This window comes from Methylobacterium terricola, from assembly GCF_006151805.1.
Taxonomy (GTDB): Bacteria; Pseudomonadota; Alphaproteobacteria; order Rhizobiales; family Beijerinckiaceae; genus Methylobacterium; species Methylobacterium terricola.
On sequence record NZ_VDDA01000020.1, the window covers coordinates 15785 to 40166 of the forward strand.

Annotated in this window: 23 protein-coding genes; 20 read left to right on the forward strand and 3 right to left on the reverse strand. The window is 71.1% G+C overall.

Annotation, left to right across the window (positions count from 1 at the left end; genetic code table 11):
• Positions 1-102 precede the first annotated feature (102 nt).
• The 10 genes from infB to FF100_RS27955 all read left to right on the forward strand — a co-directional run bounded on the left by infB (position 103) and on the right by FF100_RS27955 (position 11577).
• Positions 103-3126: a translation initiation factor IF-2 gene (infB, locus tag FF100_RS27910; RefSeq protein ID WP_139039029.1), complete on the forward strand. Its 3024-nt coding sequence runs from the start codon at positions 103-105 to the stop codon at positions 3124-3126.
• Between the two features lie 189 nt (positions 3127-3315).
• Positions 3316-3723 carry a 30S ribosome-binding factor RbfA gene (gene rbfA / locus FF100_RS27915; RefSeq protein ID WP_395413759.1) on the forward strand — a complete coding sequence of 136 codons (408 nt, stop codon included), beginning with the start codon at positions 3316-3318 and terminating at the stop codon, positions 3721-3723.
• Positions 3724-3852: 129 nt separating this feature from the next.
• Positions 3853-4929: a tRNA pseudouridine(55) synthase TruB gene (gene truB, locus FF100_RS27920; protein WP_139039094.1), complete on the forward strand. Its 1077-nt coding sequence runs from the start codon at positions 3853-3855 to the stop codon at positions 4927-4929.
• A 13-nt stretch (positions 4930-4942) separates the two neighbouring features.
• Positions 4943-5368: an acyl-CoA thioesterase gene (locus FF100_RS27925; protein WP_139039031.1), complete on the forward strand. Its 426-nt coding sequence runs from the start codon at positions 4943-4945 to the stop codon at positions 5366-5368.
• Between the two features lie 125 nt (positions 5369-5493).
• Positions 5494-6099 (forward strand): hypothetical protein, encoded by a 606-nt coding sequence (locus FF100_RS27930; RefSeq protein WP_139039032.1) that lies wholly within the window; start codon positions 5494-5496, stop codon positions 6097-6099.
• A gap of 117 nt (positions 6100-6216) precedes the next feature.
• Complete coding sequence (locus tag FF100_RS27935) at positions 6217-7737, forward strand: ABC transporter substrate-binding protein (RefSeq protein WP_139039033.1); 1521 nt, start codon at positions 6217-6219, stop codon at positions 7735-7737.
• A gap of 363 nt (positions 7738-8100) precedes the next feature.
• Entirely contained in the window at positions 8101-9045 is a 945-nt protein-coding gene (locus FF100_RS27940) for an ABC transporter permease (RefSeq protein WP_139039034.1), read from the forward strand.
• Positions 9042-9908, forward strand: a complete 867-nt coding sequence (locus FF100_RS27945) for an ABC transporter permease (RefSeq protein ID WP_139039035.1) — start codon at positions 9042-9044, stop codon at positions 9906-9908. The genes FF100_RS27940 and FF100_RS27945 overlap by 4 nt, the downstream gene beginning before the upstream one ends.
• Positions 9908-10735, forward strand: a complete 828-nt coding sequence (locus FF100_RS27950) for an ATP-binding cassette domain-containing protein (protein ID WP_171070357.1) — start codon at positions 9908-9910, stop codon at positions 10733-10735. Before FF100_RS27945 ends, FF100_RS27950 begins: the two co-directional genes overlap by 1 nt.
• Positions 10732-11577, forward strand: a complete 846-nt coding sequence (locus FF100_RS27955) for an ATP-binding cassette domain-containing protein (RefSeq protein WP_139039036.1) — start codon at positions 10732-10734, stop codon at positions 11575-11577. Before FF100_RS27950 ends, FF100_RS27955 begins: the two co-directional genes overlap by 4 nt.
• Positions 11578-11637: 60 nt before the next feature.
• Here FF100_RS27955 and FF100_RS38055 read toward each other — a convergent pair whose 3' ends face one another.
• From FF100_RS38055 to aptA, 3 genes are all read right to left on the reverse strand, one after another.
• Positions 11638-11949: a GGDEF domain-containing protein gene (locus tag FF100_RS38055; protein WP_139039037.1), complete on the reverse strand. Its 312-nt coding sequence runs from the start codon at positions 11947-11949 to the stop codon at positions 11638-11640.
• Positions 11950-12099: 150 nt separating this feature from the next.
• Positions 12100-13596 (reverse strand): CoA-acylating methylmalonate-semialdehyde dehydrogenase, encoded by a 1497-nt coding sequence (locus tag FF100_RS27965; protein ID WP_139039038.1) that lies wholly within the window; start codon positions 13594-13596, stop codon positions 12100-12102.
• A gap of 253 nt (positions 13597-13849) precedes the next feature.
• Positions 13850-15181, reverse strand: a complete 1332-nt coding sequence (aptA, locus tag FF100_RS27970) for an omega-aminotransferase AptA (RefSeq protein WP_139039039.1) — start codon at positions 15179-15181, stop codon at positions 13850-13852.
• 152 nt (positions 15182-15333) lie between these two features.
• Here aptA and FF100_RS27975 point away from each other — a divergent pair, with 152 nt between their 5' ends.
• The 10 genes from FF100_RS27975 to FF100_RS28020 all read left to right on the forward strand — a co-directional run bounded on the left by FF100_RS27975 (position 15334) and on the right by FF100_RS28020 (position 24368).
• Positions 15334-15885 (forward strand): cupin domain-containing protein, encoded by a 552-nt coding sequence (locus tag FF100_RS27975; protein WP_139039040.1) that lies wholly within the window; start codon positions 15334-15336, stop codon positions 15883-15885.
• 62 nt (positions 15886-15947) lie between these two features.
• A complete protein-coding gene (locus FF100_RS27980) occupies positions 15948-16649 on the forward strand; it encodes a GntR family transcriptional regulator (RefSeq protein WP_139039041.1) in 702 nt (233 codons plus the stop codon).
• Between the two features lie 80 nt (positions 16650-16729).
• The gene (locus FF100_RS27985; RefSeq protein ID WP_139039042.1) at positions 16730-17329 is read left to right on the forward strand and encodes an alpha/beta fold hydrolase; all 600 of its coding nucleotides are present in this window, start codon (positions 16730-16732) and stop codon (positions 17327-17329) included.
• Positions 17330-17481: 152 nt separating this feature from the next.
• Positions 17482-18234, forward strand: a complete 753-nt coding sequence (locus FF100_RS27990) for an ABC transporter ATP-binding protein (protein ID WP_139039043.1) — start codon at positions 17482-17484, stop codon at positions 18232-18234.
• Entirely contained in the window at positions 18227-18931 is a 705-nt protein-coding gene (locus FF100_RS27995; protein WP_139039044.1) for an ABC transporter ATP-binding protein, read from the forward strand. Before FF100_RS27990 ends, FF100_RS27995 begins: the two co-directional genes overlap by 8 nt.
• A gap of 52 nt (positions 18932-18983) precedes the next feature.
• Positions 18984-20204, forward strand: coding sequence for an ABC transporter substrate-binding protein (locus tag FF100_RS28000; protein ID WP_139039045.1), 1221 nt, complete (start codon positions 18984-18986; stop codon positions 20202-20204).
• 81 nt (positions 20205-20285) lie between these two features.
• Positions 20286-21191, forward strand: coding sequence for a branched-chain amino acid ABC transporter permease (locus FF100_RS28005; protein WP_139039046.1), 906 nt, complete (start codon positions 20286-20288; stop codon positions 21189-21191).
• 1 nt (position 21192) lies between these two features.
• A complete protein-coding gene (locus tag FF100_RS28010) occupies positions 21193-22179 on the forward strand; it encodes a branched-chain amino acid ABC transporter permease (RefSeq protein WP_139039047.1) in 987 nt (328 codons plus the stop codon).
• 39 nt (positions 22180-22218) lie between these two features.
• The gene (locus FF100_RS28015; RefSeq protein WP_139039048.1) at positions 22219-23115 is read left to right on the forward strand and encodes a dihydrodipicolinate synthase family protein; all 897 of its coding nucleotides are present in this window, start codon (positions 22219-22221) and stop codon (positions 23113-23115) included.
• 11 nt (positions 23116-23126) lie between these two features.
• Entirely contained in the window at positions 23127-24368 is a 1242-nt protein-coding gene (locus tag FF100_RS28020; protein WP_139039049.1) for an NAD(P)/FAD-dependent oxidoreductase, read from the forward strand.
• Positions 24369-24382 lie beyond the last annotated feature (14 nt).

Below are 24382 nucleotides of genomic sequence, written 5' to 3' on the forward strand. Positions count from 1 at the left end.
GGATCGGCCCGGTCGGCGGGTTCGCTCCCGGGAATACGATGGGAGGCGGCCGCCGGGAGGCCGGGTCCCGGGACGGATGAGAACCCCCAGGGTCTGAACTGAATGAGTGAGACGAAGAATCCGGGCGACAAGACGTTGCATACCGGTCCCGCGAAGACGTTCTCGATGAAGCGTCCGATCGAGCAGGGGACGGTGCGCCAGAGCTTCTCCCATGGCCGCTCGAAGGCGGTCGTGGTCGAGACGGTGAAACGTCGCCCCGGCGGCGCGCCGGCTCCGGCTGCGCCGAAAGAATCGGCACCGAGCCAGGCGCGCTCCGCTCCCCAGGGGCAGGGCCGTCCCGGCGGATCGCGCCAGGACCGGCCGGCCGCCCGCTCCGGCGTCGTGCTGCGCACCCTGAGCGATCAGGAGCAGAGCGCCCGCATGGCCGCCCTCGTCGACGCCAAGCGTCGCGAGGAGGAGGATCGCCGTCGCGCCGCCGAGGAGGCCCAGCGCCGCATCGAGCGCGAGGCCGCCGAGCAGCGTGAGCGCGAGGCCGCCGAGGCCCGCAAGCACGAGGAAGAGGAGCGTCGCCGCCAGGAGGACGCGCGCAAGCGCCGTGCCGCCGAGGAGGCCGAGCGTCGTGCCCAGGAGGATGCGGCCCGCGCCGCCGCCCCGGCTCCTGCGGCTGCCGCTCCGGCTCCCGCCGCTGCCCCAGCTGCGCCTGCGCCTGCGGCCACGGCTCCTGCCCCGCGTCCTGCGGCTCCGGCCGCGGCCCGCCCGGCGGCGGCCGGTGCTGCCCGCTCGGCCGCTCCGACTGGTGCTGCCCGTCCGGCAGCCGGTGCGCGTCCCGCCGTCGCCGGCGCCCGTCCGGGTGCTCCGGCCGGGACCGCCCCGCGTCCGGCCGCGCCCGCCGGCACCCGTCCGGCGACCCCGAGCACCGGAATCACCCGTCCGAGCGCCCCGGCCGAGCCGCGCCGCACGCTGACGGCCGATGCCCGCAAGCCGCGCGACCTGAACTTCATGGCCCGCCCGGCGCCGAAGCCGGAGCCCGAGCCCGTCAAGCCCGAGCCGACCGCCGCCAAGCCGGCGACCGCGGCGAAGCCCGCCGCGGGTGCCGCGACGGCGCGTCCCGCCACCGGCCGTCCGGCCGCGGCGGAGGAGGAGGCCGAGACCAAGCGGGTCATCCGCCGTCCCGGCATGCCGCTCAAGGTCATCACCCCGCCCAAGACGCCGAAGTCGCCCGGCGGCGACCGCAACCGCGGCCGTCTGACGATCGCGACCGCGACCTCGGGCGAGGACGAGCGCACCCGTTCGCTCGCCTCGTTCCGCCGCCGCAACCAGCGCCTGACCGGCCACCGCCAGGTGGAGCAGAAGGAGAAGCTGGCCCGCGAGGTGGTCATCCCGGAGACGATCACCATCCAGGAGCTCGCCAACCGGATGAGCGAGCGGGCGGTCGACGTGATCCGCATGCTGATGAAGCAGGGCCAGATCCACAAGATCACCGACGTGATCGACTCGGATTCGGCGCAGCTCATCGCCGAGGAGCTCGGCCACACCGTCCGCCGCGTCGCGGAGTCGGACGTCGAGGAAGGCCTCTTCGACGAGGCCGATATCGACGAGGACACCCAGCCGCGTCCGCCGGTCGTGACCATCATGGGCCACGTCGACCACGGCAAGACCTCGCTGCTCGACGCGATCCGCAACGCCAACGTCGTCTCCGGCGAGGCGGGCGGCATCACGCAGCATATCGGCGCCTACCAGGTGACCTCGCCGTCCGGCGGCAAGATCACCTTCATCGACACCCCCGGCCACGCGGCGTTCACCTCGATGCGCGCCCGCGGCGCCCGGGTGACGGACATCGTCGTGCTGGTGGTGGCGGCCGATGACGGCGTCATGCCCCAGACGATCGAGGCGATCTCCCACGCCAAGGCGGCCGAGGTGCCGCTGATCGTGGCGATCAACAAGATCGACAAGCCCGACGCGAACCCGCAGCGGGTGCGCACCGAGCTGCTGCAGCACGACATCCAGGTCGAGTCGATGGGCGGCGAGACCCTCGAGTTCGAGGTCTCGGCCAAGACCCGGGACGGCCTCGACGAGCTGCTGGAGGGCCTCGCCCTCCAGGCCGAGATCCTGGACCTGCGCGCCAACCCGGAGCGGTCGGCGGAAGGTACCGTGATCGAGGCCAAGCTCGACCGCGGCCGCGGCCCGGTGGCGACGGTGCTCGTCGAGCGCGGCACCCTGCGCACCGGCGACATCATCGTGGCGGGTGCCGAGTGGGGCCGCGTGCGTGCCCTCGTCGACGATGCCGGCCGCAACGCCAAGGAAGCGGCGCCGTCGGTGCCGGTCGAGGTTCTGGGCTTCAACGGTACCCCGGAGGCGGGCGACCGCGTCGCGGTGGTCGAGAACGAGGCCCGGGCCCGCGAGGTCACCGAGTACCGTGCCCGCGTGAAGCGCGAGCGCGCGGCGGCCACAGGCAGCGGTGCCGGCCGGACGCTGATGGACATGATGCGCGACCTCAAGGAAGGCGCCGGCCGCAAGGAGTTCCCGCTCGTCATCAAGGGCGACGTGCAGGGCTCGGTCGAGGCCATCGCCGGCTCGCTCGAGAAGCTCGGCAACGACGAGGTGGCGGCCCGCATCCTGCACACGGGTGTCGGCGGCATCACCGAGTCGGACATCACCCTGGCCCAGGCCTCGGGTGCGGTCGTGGTCGGCTTCAACGTCCGCGCCCACAAGGAGGCCCGCGAGGCCGCCGAGCGGGCGGGCGTCGAGATCCGCTACTACAACATCATCTACGACCTCGTGGATGACGTGAAGGCGGCGATGTCGGGCCTGCTCCCGCCGACGCTCCGCGAGGAGCGCCTGGGCGAGGCGCGCATCCTCGAGATCTTCAACGTCTCGAAGGTGGGCAAGATCGCCGGTTGCCGGGTCGAGGACGGCCGGGTCGAGCGCGGCGCCCATGTCCGCCTCATCCGCGACAACGTGGTGGTGCACGAAGGCAAGCTCTCGCAGCTCAAGCGCTTCAAGGACGACGCCAAGGAAGTGGCGTCCGGCCAGGAATGCGGCATGGCGTTCGAGAACTACCAGGACATGCGCCCCCGCGACGTCATCGAGTGCTACATCGTCCACGAGGAGCGGCGCTCGCTCTGACGGCGATCCCGCTGCCATCGGCCGTCCGCCGTCATGGCGGCGGCTCATAGAGAATACCGCGAGCCCGGGACGCCAGCGTCCCGGGCTCGTCGGTTCATAAGATGACAGCCGTGAGGGCCCTGAGACGGCCGCGAGGCCGTGGTGGGACGAAGACGCCCCGCGGCCCGGTCCGAGCCCGGAGAGACGATGGTGCGCAAACCCCAGGAATCCACCGGCCCGTCGCAGCGCCAGCAGCGCGTGGCCGAACTCGTGCGGCACGCCCTCGCCGAGGTGCTGAGCCGCGGCGACATCCAGGATCCGGTGCTGAGCCAGCACGTGATCACCGTGCCGGAGGTGCGGATGTCCCCCGACCTCAAGCTCGCCACCGCCTACGTCATGCCGCTCGGCGGCCAGGACGAGCGCCCGGTGATCGAGGCGCTGGAGCGCAACAAGAAGGTCCTGCGCCAGGAAGTGGCCCGCCGGGTGGCGCTGAAATTCGCCCCCGACCTGCGCTTCCGCCGCGACGAGACCTTCGACGAGGCGGCGCGCATCGATGCGCTCCTGCGCAGCGACAAGGTGCAGCGCGATCTCGGGTCCGAGCCGGACGCCGAGGAGTAGGGCATCGCCCGGGCAGGCCGAACCGGAGCCCCGGGCGACGACTTGAGATTCCACAAGAGGCCGGCACGGACCAACGCGGGCGCCACGTCCCGCGGCCGCCGCCGTTCGAGAATGGACGCAGAGATGACGATGCACGAGGATCAGCCCGCAGAGGCCGCGCCGCAGGCGACCCGCCCCGCCCGCGAGGGCCGCGACGGAGCCCTGCGCCAAGATGGTCAGCGGCAAGATGGTCAGCGGCAAGACGGTCCGCGCTCCGACCGGCCGCGCGGCCGCGGCCGCCCGCCGGGAGACCGGCCCAAGCGCCGCGAGATCAGCGGCTGGGTGATCCTCGACAAGGGCGTCGGCATGACCTCGACCCACGCGGTCGCGGCGGTGAAGCGGGCGCTGAACGCCAAGAAGGCCGGGCATGCCGGCACCCTCGACCCGCTCGCCTCCGGCATCCTGCCGATCGCGCTCGGCGAGGCGACGAAGACCGTGCCGTTCGTGATGGACGGCCGCAAGGCCTACGTCTTCGCGGTGACCTGGGGCGTCGAGACCGACACCGACGACGCGGAAGGGCGCCCGGTCGCGACCTCCGACGACCGTCCCACCCAGGAGCAGGTCGAGGCGATGCTGCCGCGCTTCGTCGGCGCGATCGAGCAGGTGCCGCCGCGCTACTCGGCGATCAAGATCCAGGGCGAGCGCGCCTACGACCTCGCCCGCGACGGCGAGGTGGTCGAGCTCGTCGCCCGGCCGGTGCAGATCGACCGGCTCGCGGTCGTCGCCCACACCCCCGAGCGCACGGTGATCGAGGCCGAGTGCGGCAAGGGCACCTATGTCCGCGCCATCGCCCGCGATCTCGGCCGGGCGCTCGGCTGCTGCGGCCACGTCTCGGCCCTGCGCCGCACCCGCGTCGGCCCCTTCACCGAGGACCAGTCCTGCACCGTCGCGGCGCTCGAGGCCGCCGAGGCCGAGGCCAATGCCGCGGTCCTGCGCCCGGTCGAGACGGCGCTCGACGCGGTGCCGCACGTGCCGGTCTCCCGCGACATGGCGATGCGGCTGATGCGCGGCCAGCCGGTGATCCTGCGCGGCCGCGATGCCCCGACCGAGGGCAAGGCCTACGCGACCTGCGGCGGCGTGCTGGTCGCGGTCGGCGACGTCGAGCGCGGCGAACTGGTGCCGCACCGGGTCTTCCACCTCGGCGGCACCGCCCCGCGCAACGGCTGAGGAGGGCAGGGCGATGACCGACGGGCTCGAGGGCGATCCGCGGGTGCTGTGGAGCGAGGACGTGCTGCGCTACCGCGACACGGACGCCAACGGCCACGTCAACAACGCGGTCTTCGCCGCCTTCTGCGAGAGCGGCCGGGTGCAGTTCTTCGGGACGCACCTGACCCCGCTGCTCACCCCCGACACGTTCTTCGTCATCGCCCGCTTCGTCATCGATTACCGGGCCGAGCTGCACTATCCGGGCCGGGTCCGCACCGCGACCTGGCTCGCCCGGGCCGGCCGTACGTCGCTCGGTTTCCGCCACCGGATCCTCACCGGCGACGTGGTGGCGGGCGAGGCGGAATCGGTCTGCGTGCTGCTGTCGAAGGAGACGCGGCGGCCGGCGCCGCTCGGGGCGGCCGGGGAGGCGGCGGCGCGGCTGGTCGTCGAGGCGGGTTGACGGCCAAGAGGCTCAAGACCTCAGGATCGAAGGCCAGCGGCGCAGGCCTTACCCAGATGCGAATCACGATGCGGCGTGTCAAACGACCGATCGTGACGAGCTTGAACCACCCTGGGGGCCCGGACGTGAACGATCGCATCGCCATCGATTTGTCGGCCGCGCAGAAATCCGCCGAGCGCGTTCGTAGCCTCTTGCTCAAGCTCTGGGCGACCCACGATCTCCAGCGCTACGAATATACCAGGACGGTCAGGATCGCTCCGTCCGGGCCATGCTACAGCCATCCGGTTCTGACCCTGAATGGCAACTTTCAAGCTGAGGAGCAGGTGCTTTGCACCTATCTCCATGAGCAGATGCACTGGTACCTGACGTGGTACTCGCACGGGAACACGTCCGGATGGCAGGAGATCTGGGACGCGCTCAGGCAGGCGTATCCCTCCCTGCCGATCGGCTTTCCGGAAGGTGCGAACGATGAATTCTCCTCATGCCTCCACATCATCGTGAACTACCTCGAGATCGAGGCGGTGAGCAACGTCCTCGGCCAGGACGTCGCCCGCGGCTTGGCTGCGAAGAATTTCATCTATCGCGGCCTCTACGAGATCGTGTTGCGCGATTGGGAGCCGCTGACAGCGCTCTATCGTCGGCACGGCCTGAGCCCCATTCGCTCGGCCGGTGAGATGTCCGAGCACGACCTGCAGCTGGCGGCGAGGATGGACGAGGCTCCGCTGGCGTAAGGCGGCCCTCGGCCTGCGGGGCGCCCCTCAGATCGTTGTTGCGGCCCCGCCAAAAATCCTGATCTCCTCGCGTCAGCAAGGCCACCCGGAAGAGGCGGCCGGACGATCGGGGATTTCATGGTTCTTCGCACGCGCTCCACACGTCGCCACGTCCTGGCGGGCGCCCTCCTGGCCGGGCTCGCACTCCCTGGGCTCGCCGGGAGCGCCCAGGCGGCGCCGCGCACCGACCTCGTCGTCGGCATGCCGGTGGAGCCGCCGGGCCTCGACCCGACCAGCGCCGCCCCGACGGTGATCGGCCAGGTGGTGTGGCAGAACGTGTTTCAGGGCCTGACCCGGATCGACCGCGACGGCAAGGTACAGCCGCAGCTCGCCAAGAGCTGGACGATCTCGCCCGACGGCCTGACCTACACCTTCGCGCTCCAGACCGGGGTCAAGTTCCACAACGGCGCGCCCTTCACCGCCGAGACGGCGAAGTTCTCCCTCGACGCGATCCGGGCGCCGGGCTCGGTCAACCCGCAGAAGGCGCTCTACGCGGCCATCGCCGACGTGAAGGCGCCCGATCCGCAGACCCTGGTCCTGACCCTCTCGAAGCCCTCCGGCAACCTGCTGTTCTGGCTCGGCCAGCCGGCGGCGGTGATGGTGGAGCCGACGTCGCGCGACGGGCTGAAGACCAATCCGGTCGGCACCGGGCCGTTCCGCTTCGCCTCCTGGCGCAAGGGTGACCGGGTCGAGCTGGCGCGCAGCCCCGATTACTGGGACGCCGCCCGCCCGGTCCGTCTCGACAAGGTGACGTTCCGCTTCATCGGCGATCCGCAGGCCGCCGCCGCGGCGCTCCGGGCCGGCGACGTCGACGCCTTCCCGCTCCTGCCGGCGCCCGAGCTCTACGCGGCGTTCCAGAAGGACAAGGCGTTCACGGCCGAGCCGGGCCTGACCGAGATGAAGGTCGTGGCCGGCATGAACAACGCCGGAAAGCCGTTCAGCGACAAGCGCGTGCGCCAGGCGCTGATGATGGCGGTCGACCGCACGCTGCTGATCGAAGGGGCCTATTCCGGTTACGGCGCAGCCATCGGCAGCCACTACACGCCCAACGACCCGGGCTACAAGGACCTGACGGGGGTCTATCCCTACGATCCCAAGAAGGCGAAGGCGCTCCTGGCAGAGGCCGGCTACGCCAAGGGCCTGACCTTCAGCTTCAAGTCGCCGCAGATGCCCTATGCCACCCGCACGGCGGAAATCCTGCAAGCGATGTTTTCCGAGGTCGGCGTGACGATGAACATCGTGCCGACCGAGTTTCCGGCCAAATGGGTTCAGGAGGTGATGCGCGACCGCAGCTTCGACATGACGGTCATCGCCCATGCGGAGCCGATGGACATCGCGATCTATGCGAACGACCCGTACTATTTCGGCTACAAGAACCCGGCCTTCAACGACGTGGTGGCGAAGGCCGCCGCGGCCACCGACGAGGCGACCCGGCTGAAGCTCTACGGCGAGGCGCAAACGATCCTGGCCGAGGACGTGCCGGCCCTGTTCCTGTTCGTGCTGCCGAAGCTCAGCGTGTGGCGGGCCAAGCTGACGGGCTTCTGGAAGAACGAGCCGGTACCGTCGAACGACCTGACCGAGGTGCGATGGACGGAATAGGGCATCGATCTGTCGGACGTAAATCACGCGTCGCACTGCTCCACGGGCGCCAAGTCTGTCTAGGGACAAGCAAGTCTGTCTCGTGGCAAGTAAGGGCGCGGGATTCTCCCTCCCCCCTCTGCGGGGGAGGGTGGCGAACGCAGTGAGCCGGGAGAGGGGCAGCGCGACGCTGATCCAGGGGGCGCCCTTCAGAACGGTTCGGTTTCTTCCGGCAGCGTGGTTCCCCTCTCCCGCCCGGCTCCGCCGGGTACCCTCCCCCGCAGAGGGGGGAGGGGAAAAGCCCGCGCCTCACGCGTCGGGGTTGGCTTTCCTCGACATCACGTTCGATCACAGCAAAGCGCTCCCAATGCCCGAGTTCACCCGATGCTGAGGCACCTCCTCCGCCGCGCCGCCGGCTTCGCCGTGACCGTCCTGCTGATCTCGGTCCTCGTCTTCGGCATGATGGAGATCGTGCCCGGCGATCCGGCCTCGGCGATGCTCGGCACCTCGGCGACGCCCGAGACCCTGGCGGCCCTGCGCGCCCAGATGGGCCTCGATGCCCCGGCGGTCCTGCGCTACCTGCGCTGGCTCGGCGGGCTCGTGACCGGCAACATGGGGATCTCCTACACCTACGGCGTGCCGGTGGGCGGGCTGATCCTGGAGCGGCTGGCGGTGACGCTGCCGCTGACCGGGCTGGCGGTCCTCCTCGCCGTCGGCATCGCGCTGCCCCTCGGCGTCACCGCGGCGGCCCGTCCCGGCGGGGTGGCGGACGGCGCCGCCACCCTCTACGCGCAGGCTGGCATCGCGGTGCCGAATTTCTGGATCGGGCTTTTGCTGATCATGGTGGTGGCCCTCGGCCTCGGCTGGCTGCCGGCCGGCGGCTTTCCGGGCTGGGGCGAGCCGGTGGCGGCGTTCCGCGCCCTGCTGCTGCCGGCGCTCGCCCTCGCCATCCCGCAATCGGCGGTGCTGACCCGGGTGACGCGGGCCTCTGTGGTCGAGGTGATGAACGAGGATTTCGTCCGCACCGCCCGGGCCAAGGGCGCCTCGGTCTCGCGCGCCCTGTGGCGCCACGCGGTGCCGAACGCGCTGGTGCCGGTCATCACGATGCTGGGCCTGCAGATCTCGTTCCTGATCGGCGGCGCGGTGCTGGTCGAGAACGTGTTCACCCTGCCCGGCATGGGCCGGCTCGCCTGGCAGGCCCTGGCGCAGCGCGACCTGATCGTGATCCAGAACGTCGTGATGGTGTTCGCCACGATCGTCATCGTGGTCAATCTCGGCGTCGACCTGCTCTACACGGTCGTCGATCCCCGCCTGAGGAGGCGCGCATGACGGCCCTGGCCAAGGTCCCCGGCGCGGTCTTGCGGCTGCGGCGCGGCCGGCGCCCCGGCAGCGCCGCGCTCCTCGTCGGCGGCGTCCTGACGGCGTGCCTCGTCGGCATCGCGCTCACCTCCCTGGTCTGGACCCCCGAGGACCCGGCCCGGATGCGCATCCTCCAGAAGCTCAGAGGACCCCTGGTCTCAGGCGCCCTCGGCACCGACCATCTCGGGCGCGACGTCGCCTCGATGCTGATGCGCGGCGCCTTCAACTCGCTCACCACCGCCTTCGCGGCGGTCGGGGTCGGGGTCGGGCTCGGCACGCTCGCCGGCGTCGCGGCGGCGGCGAATTCCAGGCTCGACGCGGTGCTGATGCGGGTCTGCGATGCGCTGTTCGCCCTGCCGCCGATCCTGTCGGCGATCATGCTCGGCGCGCTGCTCGGCCCCGGGGCGCTGACCGCGATCATCGCCATCGGGGTGTTCATGATCCCGGTCTTCGCCCGGGTCACCCGCGGCGCGGCGATGCAGATCTGGGCGCGCGAGTACATCATGGCCGCGCGCATGGCCGGCAAGGGCACGGCCCGGATCACCGCGGAGCACGTGCTGCCCAACATTGCCGGGCAGATCATCGTGCAGGTGACGATCCAGCTCGCCATGGCGATCCTGACCGAGGCGGGCCTGAGCTTCCTCGGGCTCGGCCTGCCGCCGCCGGCCCCGACCTGGGGGCGGATGCTCGCCGAATCGCAGACCTACCTCACCCAGGCGCCCCATCTCGCGCTCGCCCCCGGCCTCGCCATCGCGGCCGCGGTGCTCGGCCTCAACCTCCTGGGCGACGGGCTCGCCGCCCGCCTCGATCCACGCCGCCGGCAGGCCTCCTGATGCTCGCGATCCGCAACCTGTCCATCGCCTTCCCGGGCGCTGCCGGCCCGGTCCGCGTCGTCGATGACGTCTCGGTCGAGGTCGGCCGCGGCGAGAGCCTCGGCATCGTCGGCGAATCGGGCTCCGGCAAGTCGATGCTGTCGCTCGCCGCCATCGGGCTCCTGCCGCGCACCGCCCGCACCTCCGGCGAGATCCTGCTGGAGGGGCAGGACATCCTGAGGATGGGCGAGCGCGCGCTGTGCGGTCTGCGCGGACGGCGCATCGGCATGATCTTCCAGGAGCCGATGACGGCGCTCAACCCCGCCATGACGGCGGGCCAGCAGATCGCGGAAGGCATCCGCCTGCACCGCAGGGTCGGCCGGGCCGAGGCGCGGGCCGAGGCCCTGCGCCTTCTCGACCGGGTGCGGATCCCCGATCCGGCCCGGCGCATCGACAGCTACCCGCACGAGATGTCCGGCGGCCAGCGCCAGCGCGTCGGCATCGCGATCGCGCTGGCGCTCGAGCCCGACCTGCTGATCGCCGACGAGCCGACCACGGCCCTCGACGTGACGGTGCAGAAGGAGATCCTCGACATCCTCGACGAGCTGGTGGCCGATCTCGGCCTGTCGCTGATCCTGATCAGCCACGACCTCGGGGTGATCGCCCGCAGCACCGACCGGACCCTGGTGCTATGCCGCGGCCGCGCCGTCGAGCAGGGGGCGACCGCCGCGGTCCTGCGCCACCCCACGGCGCAGTACACCCGCGACCTGATCGCGGCGCTGCCGCGCCGGGCTAGGGCCGGCCTCGGCGAGGGTCCGCCTCTCGCCGCGGGAGGAGGCGCCCGGTGACCGCCCCGCTCCTGTCGATCGAGAACCTCACCCGCGACTACGCCCTGCGCGGGCGCGGCGGCGCGACGCGGACCCTGCGGGCGGTCGACGATGTCAGCCTCGCCGTCGAGGCCGGCAGCGTCTTCGCGGTGGTCGGGGAATCGGGCTGCGGCAAGTCCACTCTGGCCCGCATCGTCATGGCCCTCGACCGGCCGACGAGCGGCACCGTGCGCCTCGGCGGCGACGACCTGTTCGCGCTGTCGCCCACGGCCCTGGCGCGCAAGCGCCGCGACTTCCAGATGGTGTTCCAGGATCCCTACGGCTCGCTCAACCCGCGCCACTCGGTCGGCCGCATCGTCGCCGAGCCGCTGTGCCTCCTCGACGACGCGCCGCGGGGCCGCGACCGCCAGGCCCTGATCGCCCGGGCGCTCGAGGAGGTCGGGCTGCCCGGCAGCGCCGCTGCCCGCTATCCGCACGAATTCTCCGGTGGCCAGCGCCAGCGCATCGCCATCGCCCGGGCTCTCATCACCCGCCCGAAGCTCGTCGTCGCCGACGAGGCGGTCTCGGCCCTCGACCTGTCGATCCAGGCCCAGATCCTGCGCCTGATCCTGGGCTTGCGCGACCGCCACGGCCTGACCGTGCTGTTCATCACTCACAATCTCGGCGTCGTCGACGAGATCGCCGACCGGGTCGGGGTGATGCAGGCCGGGCGCCTGGTCGAGACCGGGACGGTGCGCGAGGTCCTGGACCATCCGCGCGAGGATTACACGCGCAAGCTCCTCGCCGCCGAGCCGACCCTGGCGGTGCTGGCGCAGCGCGAGCGACGGGCGTGGCGGGCCGGACCCCTCGCGTCATGTGACTGACGCATGGCGGCCCCGCCATCGACTCGCTTGCCTCCGGCGGCGCAAAATGTGAAAACGATTTCACGCACTGCGGCGATGGCGTCGCGGCGGTGCTGCCCTTCTTGGGCGTTTCCTCCCTAGACTTCGGGCCGCCTCGCAAGGGCGGCCTTTTTTTGTCTGCTGACAGGCCCCGAGGCGGAGGGCGACGGCGCGGCCGGCCCCGACCGGCACGGTCGTGTCGCCGGTGGCGGCACGCCGCACCTCGGCGATCTGCGCCGCCTGGGCGAGGTCGATCCGCGGCATGACCACCACGATCTCCTCACCGCCGATCCGGCATGCCGTGTCGGCGTTGCGGGCCGCCGCCATGGCGATGTCGGCGACGTGCCGGAGCACCAAGGTCGCCGGCCGCGTGGCCGTCGGTGGCGGTGATCCGCCTGAAATGGTCGATGGCACGGTCGGCGACCGCGGCGTACCGGCCTCCCGGGCGCCGGGCGGAGGGAAGAGGCCCGCCCGGCGGTGTCGTGTCGCGGATCCTGCGGACCGTCAGCGCATGGTCGGCATCACGAACTCGGCGCCGGCACGGATGCCGGTCGGCCAGCGGGTCGTGATCGTCTTGAGCCGGGTGTAGAACCGCACGCCCTCAGGCCCGTGCATGTGGTGGTCGCCGAACAGCGACGCCTTCCAGCCGCCGAACGAGTGGAACGCCATCGGCACCGGGATCGGCACGTTGATCCCCACCATCCCGACCTGGATCTGGTGCGCGAATTCCCGCGCCGCGTCGCCGTCCCGGGTGAAGATCGCCGTGCCGTTGCCGAACTCGTGCTCGTTGATCATCCGCGCGGCGGTCGCGTAGTCCGGCGCGCGCGCCACCGCCAGCACCGGGCCGAAGATCTCCTCCTTGTAGATCGTCATCTCGGGCGTCACCCGGTCGAACAGCGTGCCGCCGACGAAGTAGCCGTTCTCGTAGCCCTGCAGGCTCAAGCCCCGGCCGTCGACTACCAGCTCGGCGCCTTCGGCCACGCCGCGGTCGATGTAGCCCTTCACCTTGTCGCGGTGCTGCGCGGTCACCAGCGGGCCCATCTCGGCCTCGGGGTCGGTGCCGGGCCCGACCTTCAGCGCGCGGACCTTCGGCACCAGCTTCTCCATCAGCCGGTCTGCGGTCTCCTCGCCGATCGGCACCGCCACCGAGATCGCCATGCAGCGCTCGCCCGCCGAGCCGTAGGCCGCGCCCATCAGGGCGTCGACCGCCTGGTCCATGTCGGCGTCGGGCATCACCACCATGTGGTTCTTGGCCCCGCCGAGGCATTGCGCCCGCTTCCCCGTGCGCGCCGCGGTCTCGTAGATGTACTTCGCGATCGGGGTCGAGCCGACGAAGGACACGGCCTGGATGTCGGGGTGGTACAGGAGGGCGTCGACCGCCTCCTTGTCGCCCTGCACCACCGAGAACACGCCGTCGGGGAGCCCTGCCTCCTTCAGCCACTCGGCCATGACCAGGGCGGCGGAGGGATCGCGCTCGGAGGGCTTGAGCACGAAGCAGTTGCCGCAGGCCAGCGCGACGGGGAACATCCACATCGGCACCATGGCGGGGAAGTTGAACGGCGTGATGCCGGCGACGACGCCGAGGGGCTGGCGCAGGGAGTGGCTGTCGACGCGGGTGCCGACATTCTCGGTGATCTCGCCCTTGAGGAGCTGGGGCGCGCCGGTGGCGAACTCGACCACCTCCATGCCGCGCTGGATCTCGCCCTTGGCGTCGGACAGCACCTTGCCGTGCTCGGCGGTGATCACCGCGGCGAGGGTGTCGATGCGCTCTTCAAGCAGGTGCAGGAACTTGTTGAGGATGCGGGCCCGGCGGAGCGGCGGCGTGGCGGCCCAGGCCGGGAAGGCGGCGCGGGCGGCCGCCACCGCGGCCCCGACCTCGTCGGCGCTCGCCAGCGCGACATGGCCCGACGGCTCGCCGGTGGCTGGGTTGAAGACCGGCGCGGTGCGGCCCGAACGGCCGGGGGTCTGGCTGCCGCCGACGAAGTGTCCGATGGTGTTCATGAGCAGAATCGAATCCGGTGATGAAACGGGTGATCCACGGCTCGCATGTCGAGCTGCGTTTGGCGGGTCAATCTCCGCGTCATCCCGGGGCTCGCCGCAGGCGGGAACCCGGGATCCATGACCGCTGACGCTTGAGGATGGAGCGGCGCGCGATCCGCTTCATCGTCCACCGCCAGCGGTCCTGGATCCCGGGTTCCGCTGTCGCGGCCCCGGGGATGACGAGGGGGGTGTCGACGTCCGGCAGGGAAGATCCCTACGCCGCCCGGCGCAGCGCCTCGCCCAGCATCGAGGCCATCGTGTCGATGTGCTCGGGTTCGGCGATCAGCGGCGGCGACAGGGCGATGATGTCGCCGGTGACGCGGATCAGCAGGCCCTTCTCGAAGCAATCGGTGAAGACGTCGTAGGCCCGCGCCCCCGGCGCGCCCGCCCGGGGCTCCAGCTCGATGCCGGCGATGAGGCCGATGGTGCGGATGTCGATCACGTGCGGGCAGTCGCGCAGGGCATGCATCGCCTGGTGCCACTGCGCCTGGACCTGCGTCGTGCGGGTGAGCAGGTCCTCTTCCGCGTAGATCTCCAGGGTGGCGAGGCCGGCCGCGCAGGCGACCGGGTGCCCCGAATAGGTGTAGCCGTGGAACAGCTCGATCGCGCCCTCGGGCCCGTGCATCAGCGCGTCGTGGACGGCCCGGGTGGCGAAGACCGCGCCCATCGGGATCGTGCCGTTGGTGAGGCCCTTGGCGGTGGTGATGAGATCGGGCGTCACGCCGAAATAGTCGGTGGCGAAGGGCGCGCCGAGGCGGCCGAACCCGGTGATGACCTCGTCGAAGATCAAGAGGATGCCGTGCTTCGTCGCGATCTCGCGCAGGCGCTCGAGGTAGCCCTTCGGCGGCACCAGCACGCCGGTCGAGCCCGCCACCGGCTCGACGATCACCGCGGCGATCGTCTCGGCGCCGTGGAGCGCCACCAGCCGCTCCAGATCGTCGGCGAGGTCGGCGCCGTGCTCGGGCTGGCCCTGCACGAAGGCGTTGCGGGCGAGGTCGTGGGTGTGGCGCAGGTGGTCGACGCCCGGCAGCAGCGGGAACATCCGGCGGTTGTTGACGAGGCCGCCGACCGAGATGCCGCCGAAGCCGACGCCGTGATAGCCGCGCTCGCGCCCGATCACCCGGGTCCGCGTGCCCTGGCCGATGGCGCGCTGGTAGGCCAGCGCGATCTTGAGCGCCGTATCGACCGATTCCGAGCCCGAGCCGGTGAAGAACACCCGGTCGAGGGCACCGCCCGGCGCGATGGCGGCGAGGCGCTCGGCGAATTCGAAGGCGATCGGGTGGCCCATCTGGAACGAGGGCGCGTAATCGAGGGTCGAGAGCTGGCGCTCGACGGCCTCGGCGATGCGGCGGCGGCCGTGGCCGGCATTGACGCACCACAGGCCGGCGGTGCCGTCGAGGACCTCGCGCCCGTCGTCGGTGGTGTAGTGCATGCCCTCGGCCGCGACGAGCAGGCGCGGCGCGGCCTTGAACTGGCGGTTGGCCGTGAACGGCATCCAGTAGGCGTCGAGGCTCGGACGGTTGAGGCGCGGCGGATGGGCGTTCATGGCGGTCTCTTTCTGAGGCACGGTCGCCGCCAGACAAGACCGTTCCGGCACTGGCAACAAGTCCTTTTCTGCCCCGCCGTAACCCTTTGCCGCTGCACGGGGCCGCGATAGAGTGTTGCCCGATCCGCAACAGCCTCAACAGGGGAGCCGGCGTGACCAACGACGAGGTGGGGGCGCGCCTGCGCCACGTGCGCCTGCTGCACGGCCTGTCGCAGCGGGCGCTGGCCAAGCGCGCGGGCGTGGTGAACTCGACCATCTCGCTGATCGAATCGGGCCACACCAACCCGTCGGTCGGCGCCCTCAAGCGCATCCTCGACGCGGTGCCGATCGGGCTCGCCGAGTTCTTCTCGCTGACGCCGGAGCGGAGCGAGAAGGCATTCTACGCCGGCGAGGAACTGGTCGAGATCGGCAAGGGCCGGATCTCCTACCGCCAGGTCGGCGACAACCTGTTCGGCCGCGCCCTGCAACTGCTCAAGGAGCGCTACGAGCCGGGTGCCGATACCGGCCGCGTGCCCCTGGTCCATGACGGGGAGGAAGGCGGGATCGTGCTCTCGGGGCGGCTCGAAGTGATGGTGGACGACGAGCGGCGGGTGCTCGGGCCCGGCGACGCCTATTACTTCTCCAGCCGCCGGCCGCATCGCTTCCGCTGCGTCGGGCCGCATCCGTGCGAGGTGGTGAGTGCCTGCACCCCGCCGACCTTCTGACGGCCTTGCCAAGCAGCGATCGTATACAATATGCGTTTGAGAGAAGCGGTGGAGTCGAGAGCATGGCCGTGACGGCACGCGCGGGCGGAGCCCGATCCGTTCCTGGAAGCCTCGGCCATCGCACCGTCTCGGCGGCCGTGGCCGAGGCCCTGCGCGAGCGCATCCTCTCGGGCGCCCTCGCGCCCGGCTTCCAGCTGCGCCAGGACGCGCTGGCGGAGGAGTTCGGCATCAGCCGGATCCCGATCCGGGAGGCCCTGCTTCAGCTGGAGGCCGGCGGCCTCGTCAAGATCGTGCCGCATCGCGGCGCCGTGGTCTCGGGGCTCTCGGTCGAGGAGATCGAGGACGTGTTCCAGCTTCGCGTCTCGCTGGAGCCGCAATTGCTGATCCTTTCGGCCCGCCACCTCACGCCGGAGGACTTTTCGGAGCTGCGCTCCCTGCGCGACGAGTACAGCGCCGCGCTCAAGGCCGGCCAGGTCGAGAACTGGGGCGAGCTGAACCGGCGCTTCCATCTCGGCCTCCTGCGCCATGCCGGCCGGCCGCGCTCGCTGTCGATCATCGCCGGCCTGCTCCAGGATTGCGACCGCCCGACCCGGCTGCAACTCTCCGTCACCGGCGACGTCGCCCGCGCCGACATGGAGCACACCACGATCCTCGATCTGTGCGAGGCGGGGGAGGTCGTGGCGGCGGCGAATCTCCTGCGGATCCATGTCGAGCATGCCGGGCGCTCGCTGGTGGAGATCTATCGCAAGTCGGCGGAGCCATGACGTAAGGTCGGGCGCCCGGAGATCTGGCCCGCTCTCACCCCGCGCCGGCCCTCCGGGACCGGAAGCATGGATGGGTCTGGATGCTCAAGACGCTGTTTCTCCCTGGTGCCGGCGGCAGCGCCTCCTTCTGGAAACCCGTTGCCGTCCATGCAGGCCTCGACGGCGTGTTCGTCTCGTGGCCGGGCCTCGGTGACGAGCCGCCCGATCCGGCAGTGGGTTGCATCGACGATCTCGTCTCCCTGGCCGCAAGGCAGATCCGCGAGCCGACAGCGCTGATCGCTCAATCGATGGGCGGCTACGTCGCGATCAAGCTGGCGCTGGCCTTTCCGACGCTGGTCAAGAGCCTCGTCTTGGCCGTGACGTCGGGCGGCGTGCCAGTGGCGGATCTGGGCGGATGCGACTGGCGCTCCGACTACGCCTCGGCCTTCCCGAACGCCGCCCGGTGGATCGCCGATCCCGTCGAAGACCTGTCGGCGCAGATCCCATCCATCGATGCGCCGGCGCTGTTACTGTGGGGAGACGCTGATCCGATCAGCCCGGTGGCGGTTGGGCAGCGGCTGGCCTCCCTGCTTCCGCAAGCCCGCCTTCGCGTCATCCCCGGGGCGGACCACGATCTCGCCCGAACCCACGCGGAGATCGTCGCCGCCGAGATCCGGCATCATCTGACGACGATGCCGTAAGGGGCGCCACGACGGCTCCAGGGCTCAAGGTCCGCTTCCGCACCCGCCTCGCCGAGCCGTCCGCCCGCCGAGGCAGATCGCTTTGCGAGCCCGCTTGACTGCATCGCATATTTTATACAATCTACGAATCACACCACGCAGAGGACGACACCGTGCCCGACATCGCACTCGAAACCAGGGGGCTGACCAAGGCGTTCGGCGGCTTCCGGGCGGTGCGGGGGCTCGACCTGAAGGTTCGGCGGCACACGATCCACGCGCTGATCGGGCCGAACGGCGCCGGCAAGACCACGGTGTTCAACCTGCTCACCAAGGTCCACGTGCCGACGGACGGACAGATCCTCTACGAGGGCCAGGACATCACGAAGGCCTCGTCGGCGGCCATCGCCCGGCGTGGGCTGGTGCGCTCGTTCCAGATCTCGGCGATCTTCCCGAACCTCTCGGTGCGCGACAACGTCCGGGTGGCGTTGCAGCGGCGGCTCGGCACGCAGTTCCAGTTCTGGCGCTCCAGCCGCTCGCTGGCCGTGCTCGACGACGAGGCGATGCGGCTGCTGTCGGAGGTCGGCCTCGCCGAGGCCGCCGAGGCTCGTGCCGCCGACCTGTCCTACGGCCGCAAGCGCACGCTCGAGATCGCCACGACCCTCGCCCTCGACCCGCCCTTCCTGCTCCTCGACGAGCCGACGCAAGGGATGGCGATCGAGGATGTCGACCGCATCAAGCGTCTGGTCCGGCGCATCGCCAAGGGACGCACGATCCTGATGGTGGAGCACAACATGTCGGTGGTGGCCGACCTCTGCGACACCATCACGGTGCTGCAGCGGGGCGAGATCCTGGCGGAGGGCCCTTACGCGGCGGTCTCGGCCGATCCGGCGGTGAAGGCGGCCTATCTCGGGGGCGGTCATGCGTGAGGTCGTTCTCGAAGCGCGCGGGCTCGAGGCCTGGTACGGCGAGAGCCACGTCCTGCACGGCATCGACCTCACGGTGCGCGAGGGCGAGTGCGTGACCCTGATCGGCCGCAACGGCGCCGGCCGCACCACGACGTTGCGCGCCATCCTCGGCCTGACCGACCGGCGCGCCGGCTCGGTGCGGGTGCGCGGGGTCGAGGCGATCCGGCTGCCGCCGCACCGCATCGCGCGGCTGGGCCTCGGCTACTGCCCGGAGGAGCGCGGCGTCTACCGCACCCTCACCACCCGCGAGAACCTGACCCTGCTGCCCCGCCTCGGCGAGGGCGGCCTGCCGCTGGACGAGGTGCTGGCGCTGTTTCCCAACCTCGCCGAGCGGGCCGACAGCTATGGCGGCCGGCTCTCGGGCGGCGAGCAGCAGATGCTGGCGCTCGGCCGCATCCTCACCACCGGCGCCCGCATCCTGCTCCTCGACGAGATCACCGAGGGGCTGGCGCCGGTCATCGTCGAGGCGCTCGGCCGCGCCGTGGCGATGCTGAAGAGCCGCGGCTTCACCATCGTGCTGGTCGAGCAGAACTTCCACTTCGCCCGCCACCTCGCCGACCGCCACTACGTGGTCGAGCACGGCCGCATCGCCGCGGAGATCGCGGCGCACGAGGTCGCGGCGCGGGAGGAGGAGGTCGGCCGGCTGCTCGGGGTGTGACCCCCGGCGGCGGTGCGCGTCGGTCAACCGGATCATCAAGGAGGTGGGAATCATGCGGTCGCGTGTCATCGGGTGTGCCCTCGGGCTGTCGCTCGCCGCTGTGGCGTCGGGCGCCCTCGCGGCCGACAAGGTCAGCGACGGGGTGGTGAAGGTCGGCATCCTCAACGACCTGTCGGGCATCTATTCCGACTTCACCGGCCGCGGCTCGGCGGTGGCGGCGCAGATCGCCATCGACGAGATGGGGGGCAAGGTGCTGGGCGCGCCGGTCGAGCTCGTCGCCGCCGACCACCAGAACAAGCCCGACATCGCGGCGAACCTCGCCCGCGAGTGGTTCGACCAGGGCAAGGTCGACATGATCGCCGACTTCCCGACCTCCTCGACGGCGCTCGCCGTGATGGAGATCGCCAAGCAGAAGAACCGGGTGACCATGCTCTCGGCCGGCGTCGCCATGGCGGCGATCACCGACAAGTGCTCGCCCCTGAGCGCGCAATGGATGGTCAACACCTACGCGCTGGCCGCCGGCACCGCCAAGGCCCTGATGCAGGCCGGCAAGAAGAGCTGGTACTTCGTCACCGCCGATTACACCTTCGGCCATTCGCTGGAGAAGGACGCGGCCGCGGTGGTCGAGGCCGAGGGCGGCAAGGTCCTGGGCGTCTCGCGCCATCCCTTCCCGGGCGGCGATTTCTCGTCCTACATGCTGAAGGCGCAGAGCACCGGCGCCCAGGTGATCGCGCTGGCCAATGCCGGCAGCGACACCGTCAACGCCGTCAAGCAGGCCGCCGAATACGGCATCGGCCGCAGCGACAAGCAGGTGATCGCGCCGCTCCTCACCTACATCACCGACGTGAAGAGCCTCGGCCTCGCCAAGGCCCAGGACATGTACCTCACAGAGGCGTTCTACTGGGATTACGACGACCGCTCGCGCGCCTTCGCGGAAAAATACTTCGCCAAGATGAAGCGGATGCCGAGCGCCTCGCAGGCCGCCATCTACTCGGCGGTGCTGAGCTACCTGAAGGCGATCCAGGCGGCCGGCACCGACGAGGCCGGCGCGGTGATGGGTCAGCTGCGCTCGATGACCATCGACGACGCCGTGATCCGCAACGGCAAGCTTCGCGCCGACGGCGCGCTGGTGCACGACCTGCTGCTGCTCCAGGTGAAGAAGCCGGCGGAGTCGAAGCGCGACTGGGACTTCTACCACGTCAAGGCGGTGCTCAAGGGCGACGACGTCTACCCGAAGCCGAGCGACGCCTGCCCGCTGAACGCGAAGGGGTGACACGACGCCTCGACCCTCCCCCCTCTGCGGGGGGGAGGGGATGAACCGAACCGTCCCGCCAGTCCTTCCCCGGTGCTCCCCATGTCGGACATCTCCCTCCAGGCCTTCATGGCCCAGCTCACCATCGGGCTCATCGGCGGCTGCTTCTACGCCATGCTGAGCATGGGGCTGGCGATCATCTTCGGCCTGCTCAACATCATCAACTTCACCCACGGCGCGCAGTTCATGATGGCGGCGTTCCTGGCCTGGATCGGGCTGACGCAGGTCGGCCCCTGGCTCGGCCAGCCCGACCTCCAGGTGAATTTCTGGCTCGCCCTGGTGCTGGCGCCGGCCCTCGTCGCGGTGTTCGGCATGGCGATCGAGCGCACGCTGCTGCGCCGGCTCTACCACCTCGACCATCTCTACGGCCTGCTCCTCACCTTCGGGGTGGCGCTCGTGATGGAAGGGGGGTTTCGCTATTTCTTCGGGGTGTCGGGCCAGGGCTACGAGCCGCCGGAGATCCTGCAGGGCCCGGTCGATGTCGGCTTCATGCTGCTGCCGAAATACCGGGTCTTCGTGGTCGCGGCCTCGCTGCTGATCTGCCTTGCCACCTGGTACCTGTTCGAGCGCACCAAGCTCGGCGCCTACCTGCGGGCCGGCACCGAGAATCCGCGCCTGCTCCAGGCCTTCGGCATCAACGTGCCGGTGATGATCACCCTGACCTACGGCTTCGGCGTGGCGCTGGCCGGCATCGCCGGGGTCCTGGCCGCGCCGATCATGCAGATCACCCCGCTGATGGGCGGCAGCCTCCTCAACATCGTCTTCGCCGTGGTGGTGATCGGCGGCCTCGGCTCGATCCTCGGCGCCATGGTGACCGGCCTCGGCCTCGGGCTGATCGAGGGGCTGACCAAGGTGGTCTATCCGGAGGCCTCGACCGTGGTGGTGTTCGTGATCATGGCCCTGGCGCTGCTGCTGCGCCCGGCCGGCCTGTTCGGGCGGGAGGCGTGAGATGAACTCCAGGCATCTGTTCGCCGGCCTCGTCGCCGGGCTCCTCGTGGTGCCGCTGGTGCCGGCGCTGATCTACCCGATCTTCGTCATGAAGGTGATGGCCTACGGGCTGTTCGCCTGCGCCTTCAACCTGCTGCTCGGCTTCACCGGCCTCGTCTCCTTCGCCCACGCCGCCTTCCTCGGCACCGCCGGCTACGTCACCGGCGCGCTGATGATCCGGCTCGGCGCCCACCCGCTCGGGGTGCCAGCGGCCTTCGCGGCCGGCGTCGCGGCGGCAGCGCTCGTCGGCTTCGCCATCGGTGGCCTCGCGATCCGGCGGCGCGGCATCTACTTCGCGATGATCACGCTGGCGCTCTCGCAGATCGTCTACTTCCTGGCGGTGCAGTTCCGCTGGACCGGCGGCGAGGACGGGCTCCAGGGCATTCCGCGCGGCACGCTCTTCGGCCTCGTCGACCTCTCGAACGACACCGCGATGTACTACGTGGCGCTCGCGCTGTTCGTCGCCGGCTTCCTGTTCATCCACCGGGTGGTGCACTCGCCCTTCGGCCAGATCCTCCAGGCGGTGCGCGACAACGAGCCGAGGGCGGTGTCGCTCGGCTACGACGCGGCCCGGTTCCAGCTCCTCGCCTTCGTGCTCTCGGCGGCGGTGGCGGGCTATGCCGGCACCCTCAAGGCCCTGGTCTTCGGCCTCGTCTCGCTCAACGACGTGTCGCTGCACACCTCGACCGAGGTGGTGCTGATGACGCTGCTCGGCGGCGTCGGCACCCTGTTCGGGCCGCTCGTCGGCGCCGCCCTGGTGGTCGGGCTGCAAAACTACCTCGCCACCATCGGCGACCTCGTCACCGTCGTGATCGGCCTGATCTTCATCCTCTGCGTCTCGTTCTTCCGCCGCGGCGTCGTCGGCGAGTGGCTGCACTGGCGCCACCGCCGCGCCGCCCGGACCGCGCCGCAGAGCCCCCAGTCGTCCCCGGTCGCCGAGGCGGCCTGATCCCTTCACCCCCTCATCACACCTCAAGGAGATACGACCATGTGGACAGGCGTCATTCCCGCCGTCACCACCAAGTTCACCGCCGACGGCGCGCTCGACCACGCCGAGATGGAGCGCTGCTTCGCGCTCCAGATGCAGGCCGGCTGCGACGGCCTCATCGTCTGCGGCTCGCTCGGCGAGGGCCCGATGCTGTCGCCCGACGAGCGGCTCGAGGTGCTGAAGACCGCCCAGTCGGTCGCCGGGGGCAAGCCGGTGCTGCTCACCGTCTCCGAGGCCGGCACCCGCGAGGCCTGCGCGCTCGCCGCCCGTGCGGCCAAGGCCGGCGCCTCCGGCCTGATGGTGGTGCCGAGCCCGATCTACCACACCGACGAGGACGAGACCGTCGCGACCCTGAGCGCGGTCGCTGCCGCCGGCGACCTGCCGGTGATGATCTACTCGAACCGCGTCGCCTACCGGGTCGACGTGACGCCCCGGATCATGGAGCGGCTGGCCTCCGATTCCCGCTTCGTCGCGATCAAGGAATCCTCCGACGACATCCGCCGCTCGACCGAGATCATCAATCATTTCGGTGACCGCTTCGCGGTGCTGACCGGCGTCGACAACCTCGCCTTCGAGGCGCTGAGCGTCGGCGCGGTCGGCTGGGTCGCGGGCCTGGTCGTCGCCTTCCCGGACGAGACCGTGGCGATCTACCGCCTGATGAAGGCCGGCCGCACGGCGGACGCGCTCGAGATCTACCGCTGGTTCCGCCCGCTCCTCGACCTCGACGTCTCGACCTTCCTGGTCCAGAACATCAAGCTCGCCGAGGCCCTGGCGATCGGCTCGACCGAGCACGTCCGCATGCCGCGGAAGCCGCTCTCGGGCGAGCGCCGGGCCGCCGTCGAGGCGATCATCCGCACCGCCCTGGAGCGTCGCCCGACCCTGAAGCTCGCCGCTTAAAAGGAGCCGCCTTGGCCCGCGAGGTCATCATCGTCGGGGCCGGCATCGTCGGCCTCGCCTGCGCCCACCACCTCCTCACGGAAGGCTGGCGGGTGCGGCTGATCGAGCGCGGCGGCGTCGCCGAGGGGGCGAGCTTCGGCAATGCCGGGGCGCTCGCCTTCACCGACGTGCTGCCGCTCGCCTCGCCGGGCATCCTGCGGCGGGCGCCGCGCTGGATGCTCGATCCCCTCGGGCCGCTGGCGCTGCCGCCGGCCTACCTGCCACGGATCGCCCCCTGGCTGCTGCGCTTCTGGCGCGCCAGCCTACCCGATCGCCACCGCCACGCGACGCAAGTCCAGTCCGGCCTGATGCGGCTCGCCGCGCAGGCGATGGAGGCGATGGTGGCCTCGGCCGGCCTCGGCGGGCGGCTGCGCCGCGACGGCAACCTCGAACTCTACGAGAGCGAGGCGGAGCTCGCCGCCGCCGGGCCCGGCTGGGCGGCGCGGGAGCGCGAGGGCATCGCCTTCGAGCATGTCCGGGCTGAGCGCCTCGCCGAGCTGCAGCCCGGCCTGTCGCCCCGCTTCGTCGCCGGCACCTTCACGCCGCACTGGATGACGGTCGACGATCCGCACCGGTTCGCCCTGGCGCTCCACGCCGACGTGATGGCGAAGGGCGCCGTGCTCACGCCGGGCGAGGTGCGGGACATCGCGCCCGAGGGCAACGGCGTGCGCCTGACCCTCGCCGACGGAACGTCGCGCGACGCCGAGGCCTGCGTGCTCGCCGCCGGTGCCTGGTCGCGGGCGCTGGCGCGCCGCCTCGGCGACCGGGTGCCCCTCGACACCGAGCGCGGCTACAACACCACGCTGCCCCCCGGCGCCTTCGCTCTGCGCCGCCAGCTCACCTTCGGCGGCCATGGCTTCGTGGTCACGCCGTTGTCCACCGGCATCCGGGTCGGCGGCGCCGTCGAGTTCGGGGGGCTCGACCGCCCGCCCAACTTCGCCCGCGCCGACGCGATGCTACGCAAGGCCGCGGCCTTCCTGCCGGGCCTGCGGACGGAGGGCGGCCGGCAATGGATGGGATTCAGGCCGTCGCTCCCCGACAGCCTGCCGGTGATCGGCCCGTCGCGGGCGAGCCCGCGGGTGATCTACGCTTTCGGCCACGGCCATCTCGGCCTGACGCAGAGCGCCGGGACCGGGCGCATCGTGGCGGATCTGCTGGCGGGGCGGAGGCCCGGGATGGCGATCGAGGCATTGCGGGCGGGACGGTTCGGCTGAGGCGCGACGCTTAC

Bases quoted from the DNA above. Each gene is read 5' to 3' on its own strand.
- infB (WP_139039029.1), top strand. From the start codon at position 103: ATGAGTGAGACGAAGAATCCGGGCGACAAGACGTTGCATACCGGTCCC.
- truB (WP_139039094.1), top strand. From the start codon at position 3,853: ATGCACGAGGATCAGCCCGCAGAGGCCGCGCCGCAGGCGACCCGCCCC.
- FF100_RS27925 (WP_139039031.1), top strand. From the start codon at position 4,943: ATGACCGACGGGCTCGAGGGCGATCCGCGGGTGCTGTGGAGCGAGGAC.
- FF100_RS27935 (WP_139039033.1), top strand. From the start codon at position 6,217: ATGGTTCTTCGCACGCGCTCCACACGTCGCCACGTCCTGGCGGGCGCC.
- FF100_RS27940 (WP_139039034.1), top strand. From the start codon at position 8,101: ATGCTGAGGCACCTCCTCCGCCGCGCCGCCGGCTTCGCCGTGACCGTC.
- FF100_RS27945 (WP_139039035.1), top strand. From the start codon at position 9,042: ATGACGGCCCTGGCCAAGGTCCCCGGCGCGGTCTTGCGGCTGCGGCGC.
- FF100_RS27950 (WP_171070357.1), top strand. From the start codon at position 9,908: ATGCTCGCGATCCGCAACCTGTCCATCGCCTTCCCGGGCGCTGCCGGC.
- FF100_RS27965 (WP_139039038.1), bottom strand. From the start codon at position 13,596: ATGAACACCATCGGACACTTCGTCGGCGGCAGCCAGACCCCCGGCCGT.
- aptA (WP_139039039.1), bottom strand. From the start codon at position 15,181: ATGAACGCCCATCCGCCGCGCCTCAACCGTCCGAGCCTCGACGCCTAC.
- FF100_RS27980 (WP_139039041.1), top strand. From the start codon at position 15,948: ATGGCCGTGACGGCACGCGCGGGCGGAGCCCGATCCGTTCCTGGAAGC.
- FF100_RS27985 (WP_139039042.1), top strand. From the start codon at position 16,730: ATGCTCAAGACGCTGTTTCTCCCTGGTGCCGGCGGCAGCGCCTCCTTC.
- FF100_RS27995 (WP_139039044.1), top strand. From the start codon at position 18,227: ATGCGTGAGGTCGTTCTCGAAGCGCGCGGGCTCGAGGCCTGGTACGGC.
- FF100_RS28000 (WP_139039045.1), top strand. From the start codon at position 18,984: ATGCGGTCGCGTGTCATCGGGTGTGCCCTCGGGCTGTCGCTCGCCGCT.
- FF100_RS28005 (WP_139039046.1), top strand. From the start codon at position 20,286: ATGTCGGACATCTCCCTCCAGGCCTTCATGGCCCAGCTCACCATCGGG.
- FF100_RS28010 (WP_139039047.1), top strand. From the start codon at position 21,193: ATGAACTCCAGGCATCTGTTCGCCGGCCTCGTCGCCGGGCTCCTCGTG.
- FF100_RS28015 (WP_139039048.1), top strand. From the start codon at position 22,219: ATGTGGACAGGCGTCATTCCCGCCGTCACCACCAAGTTCACCGCCGAC.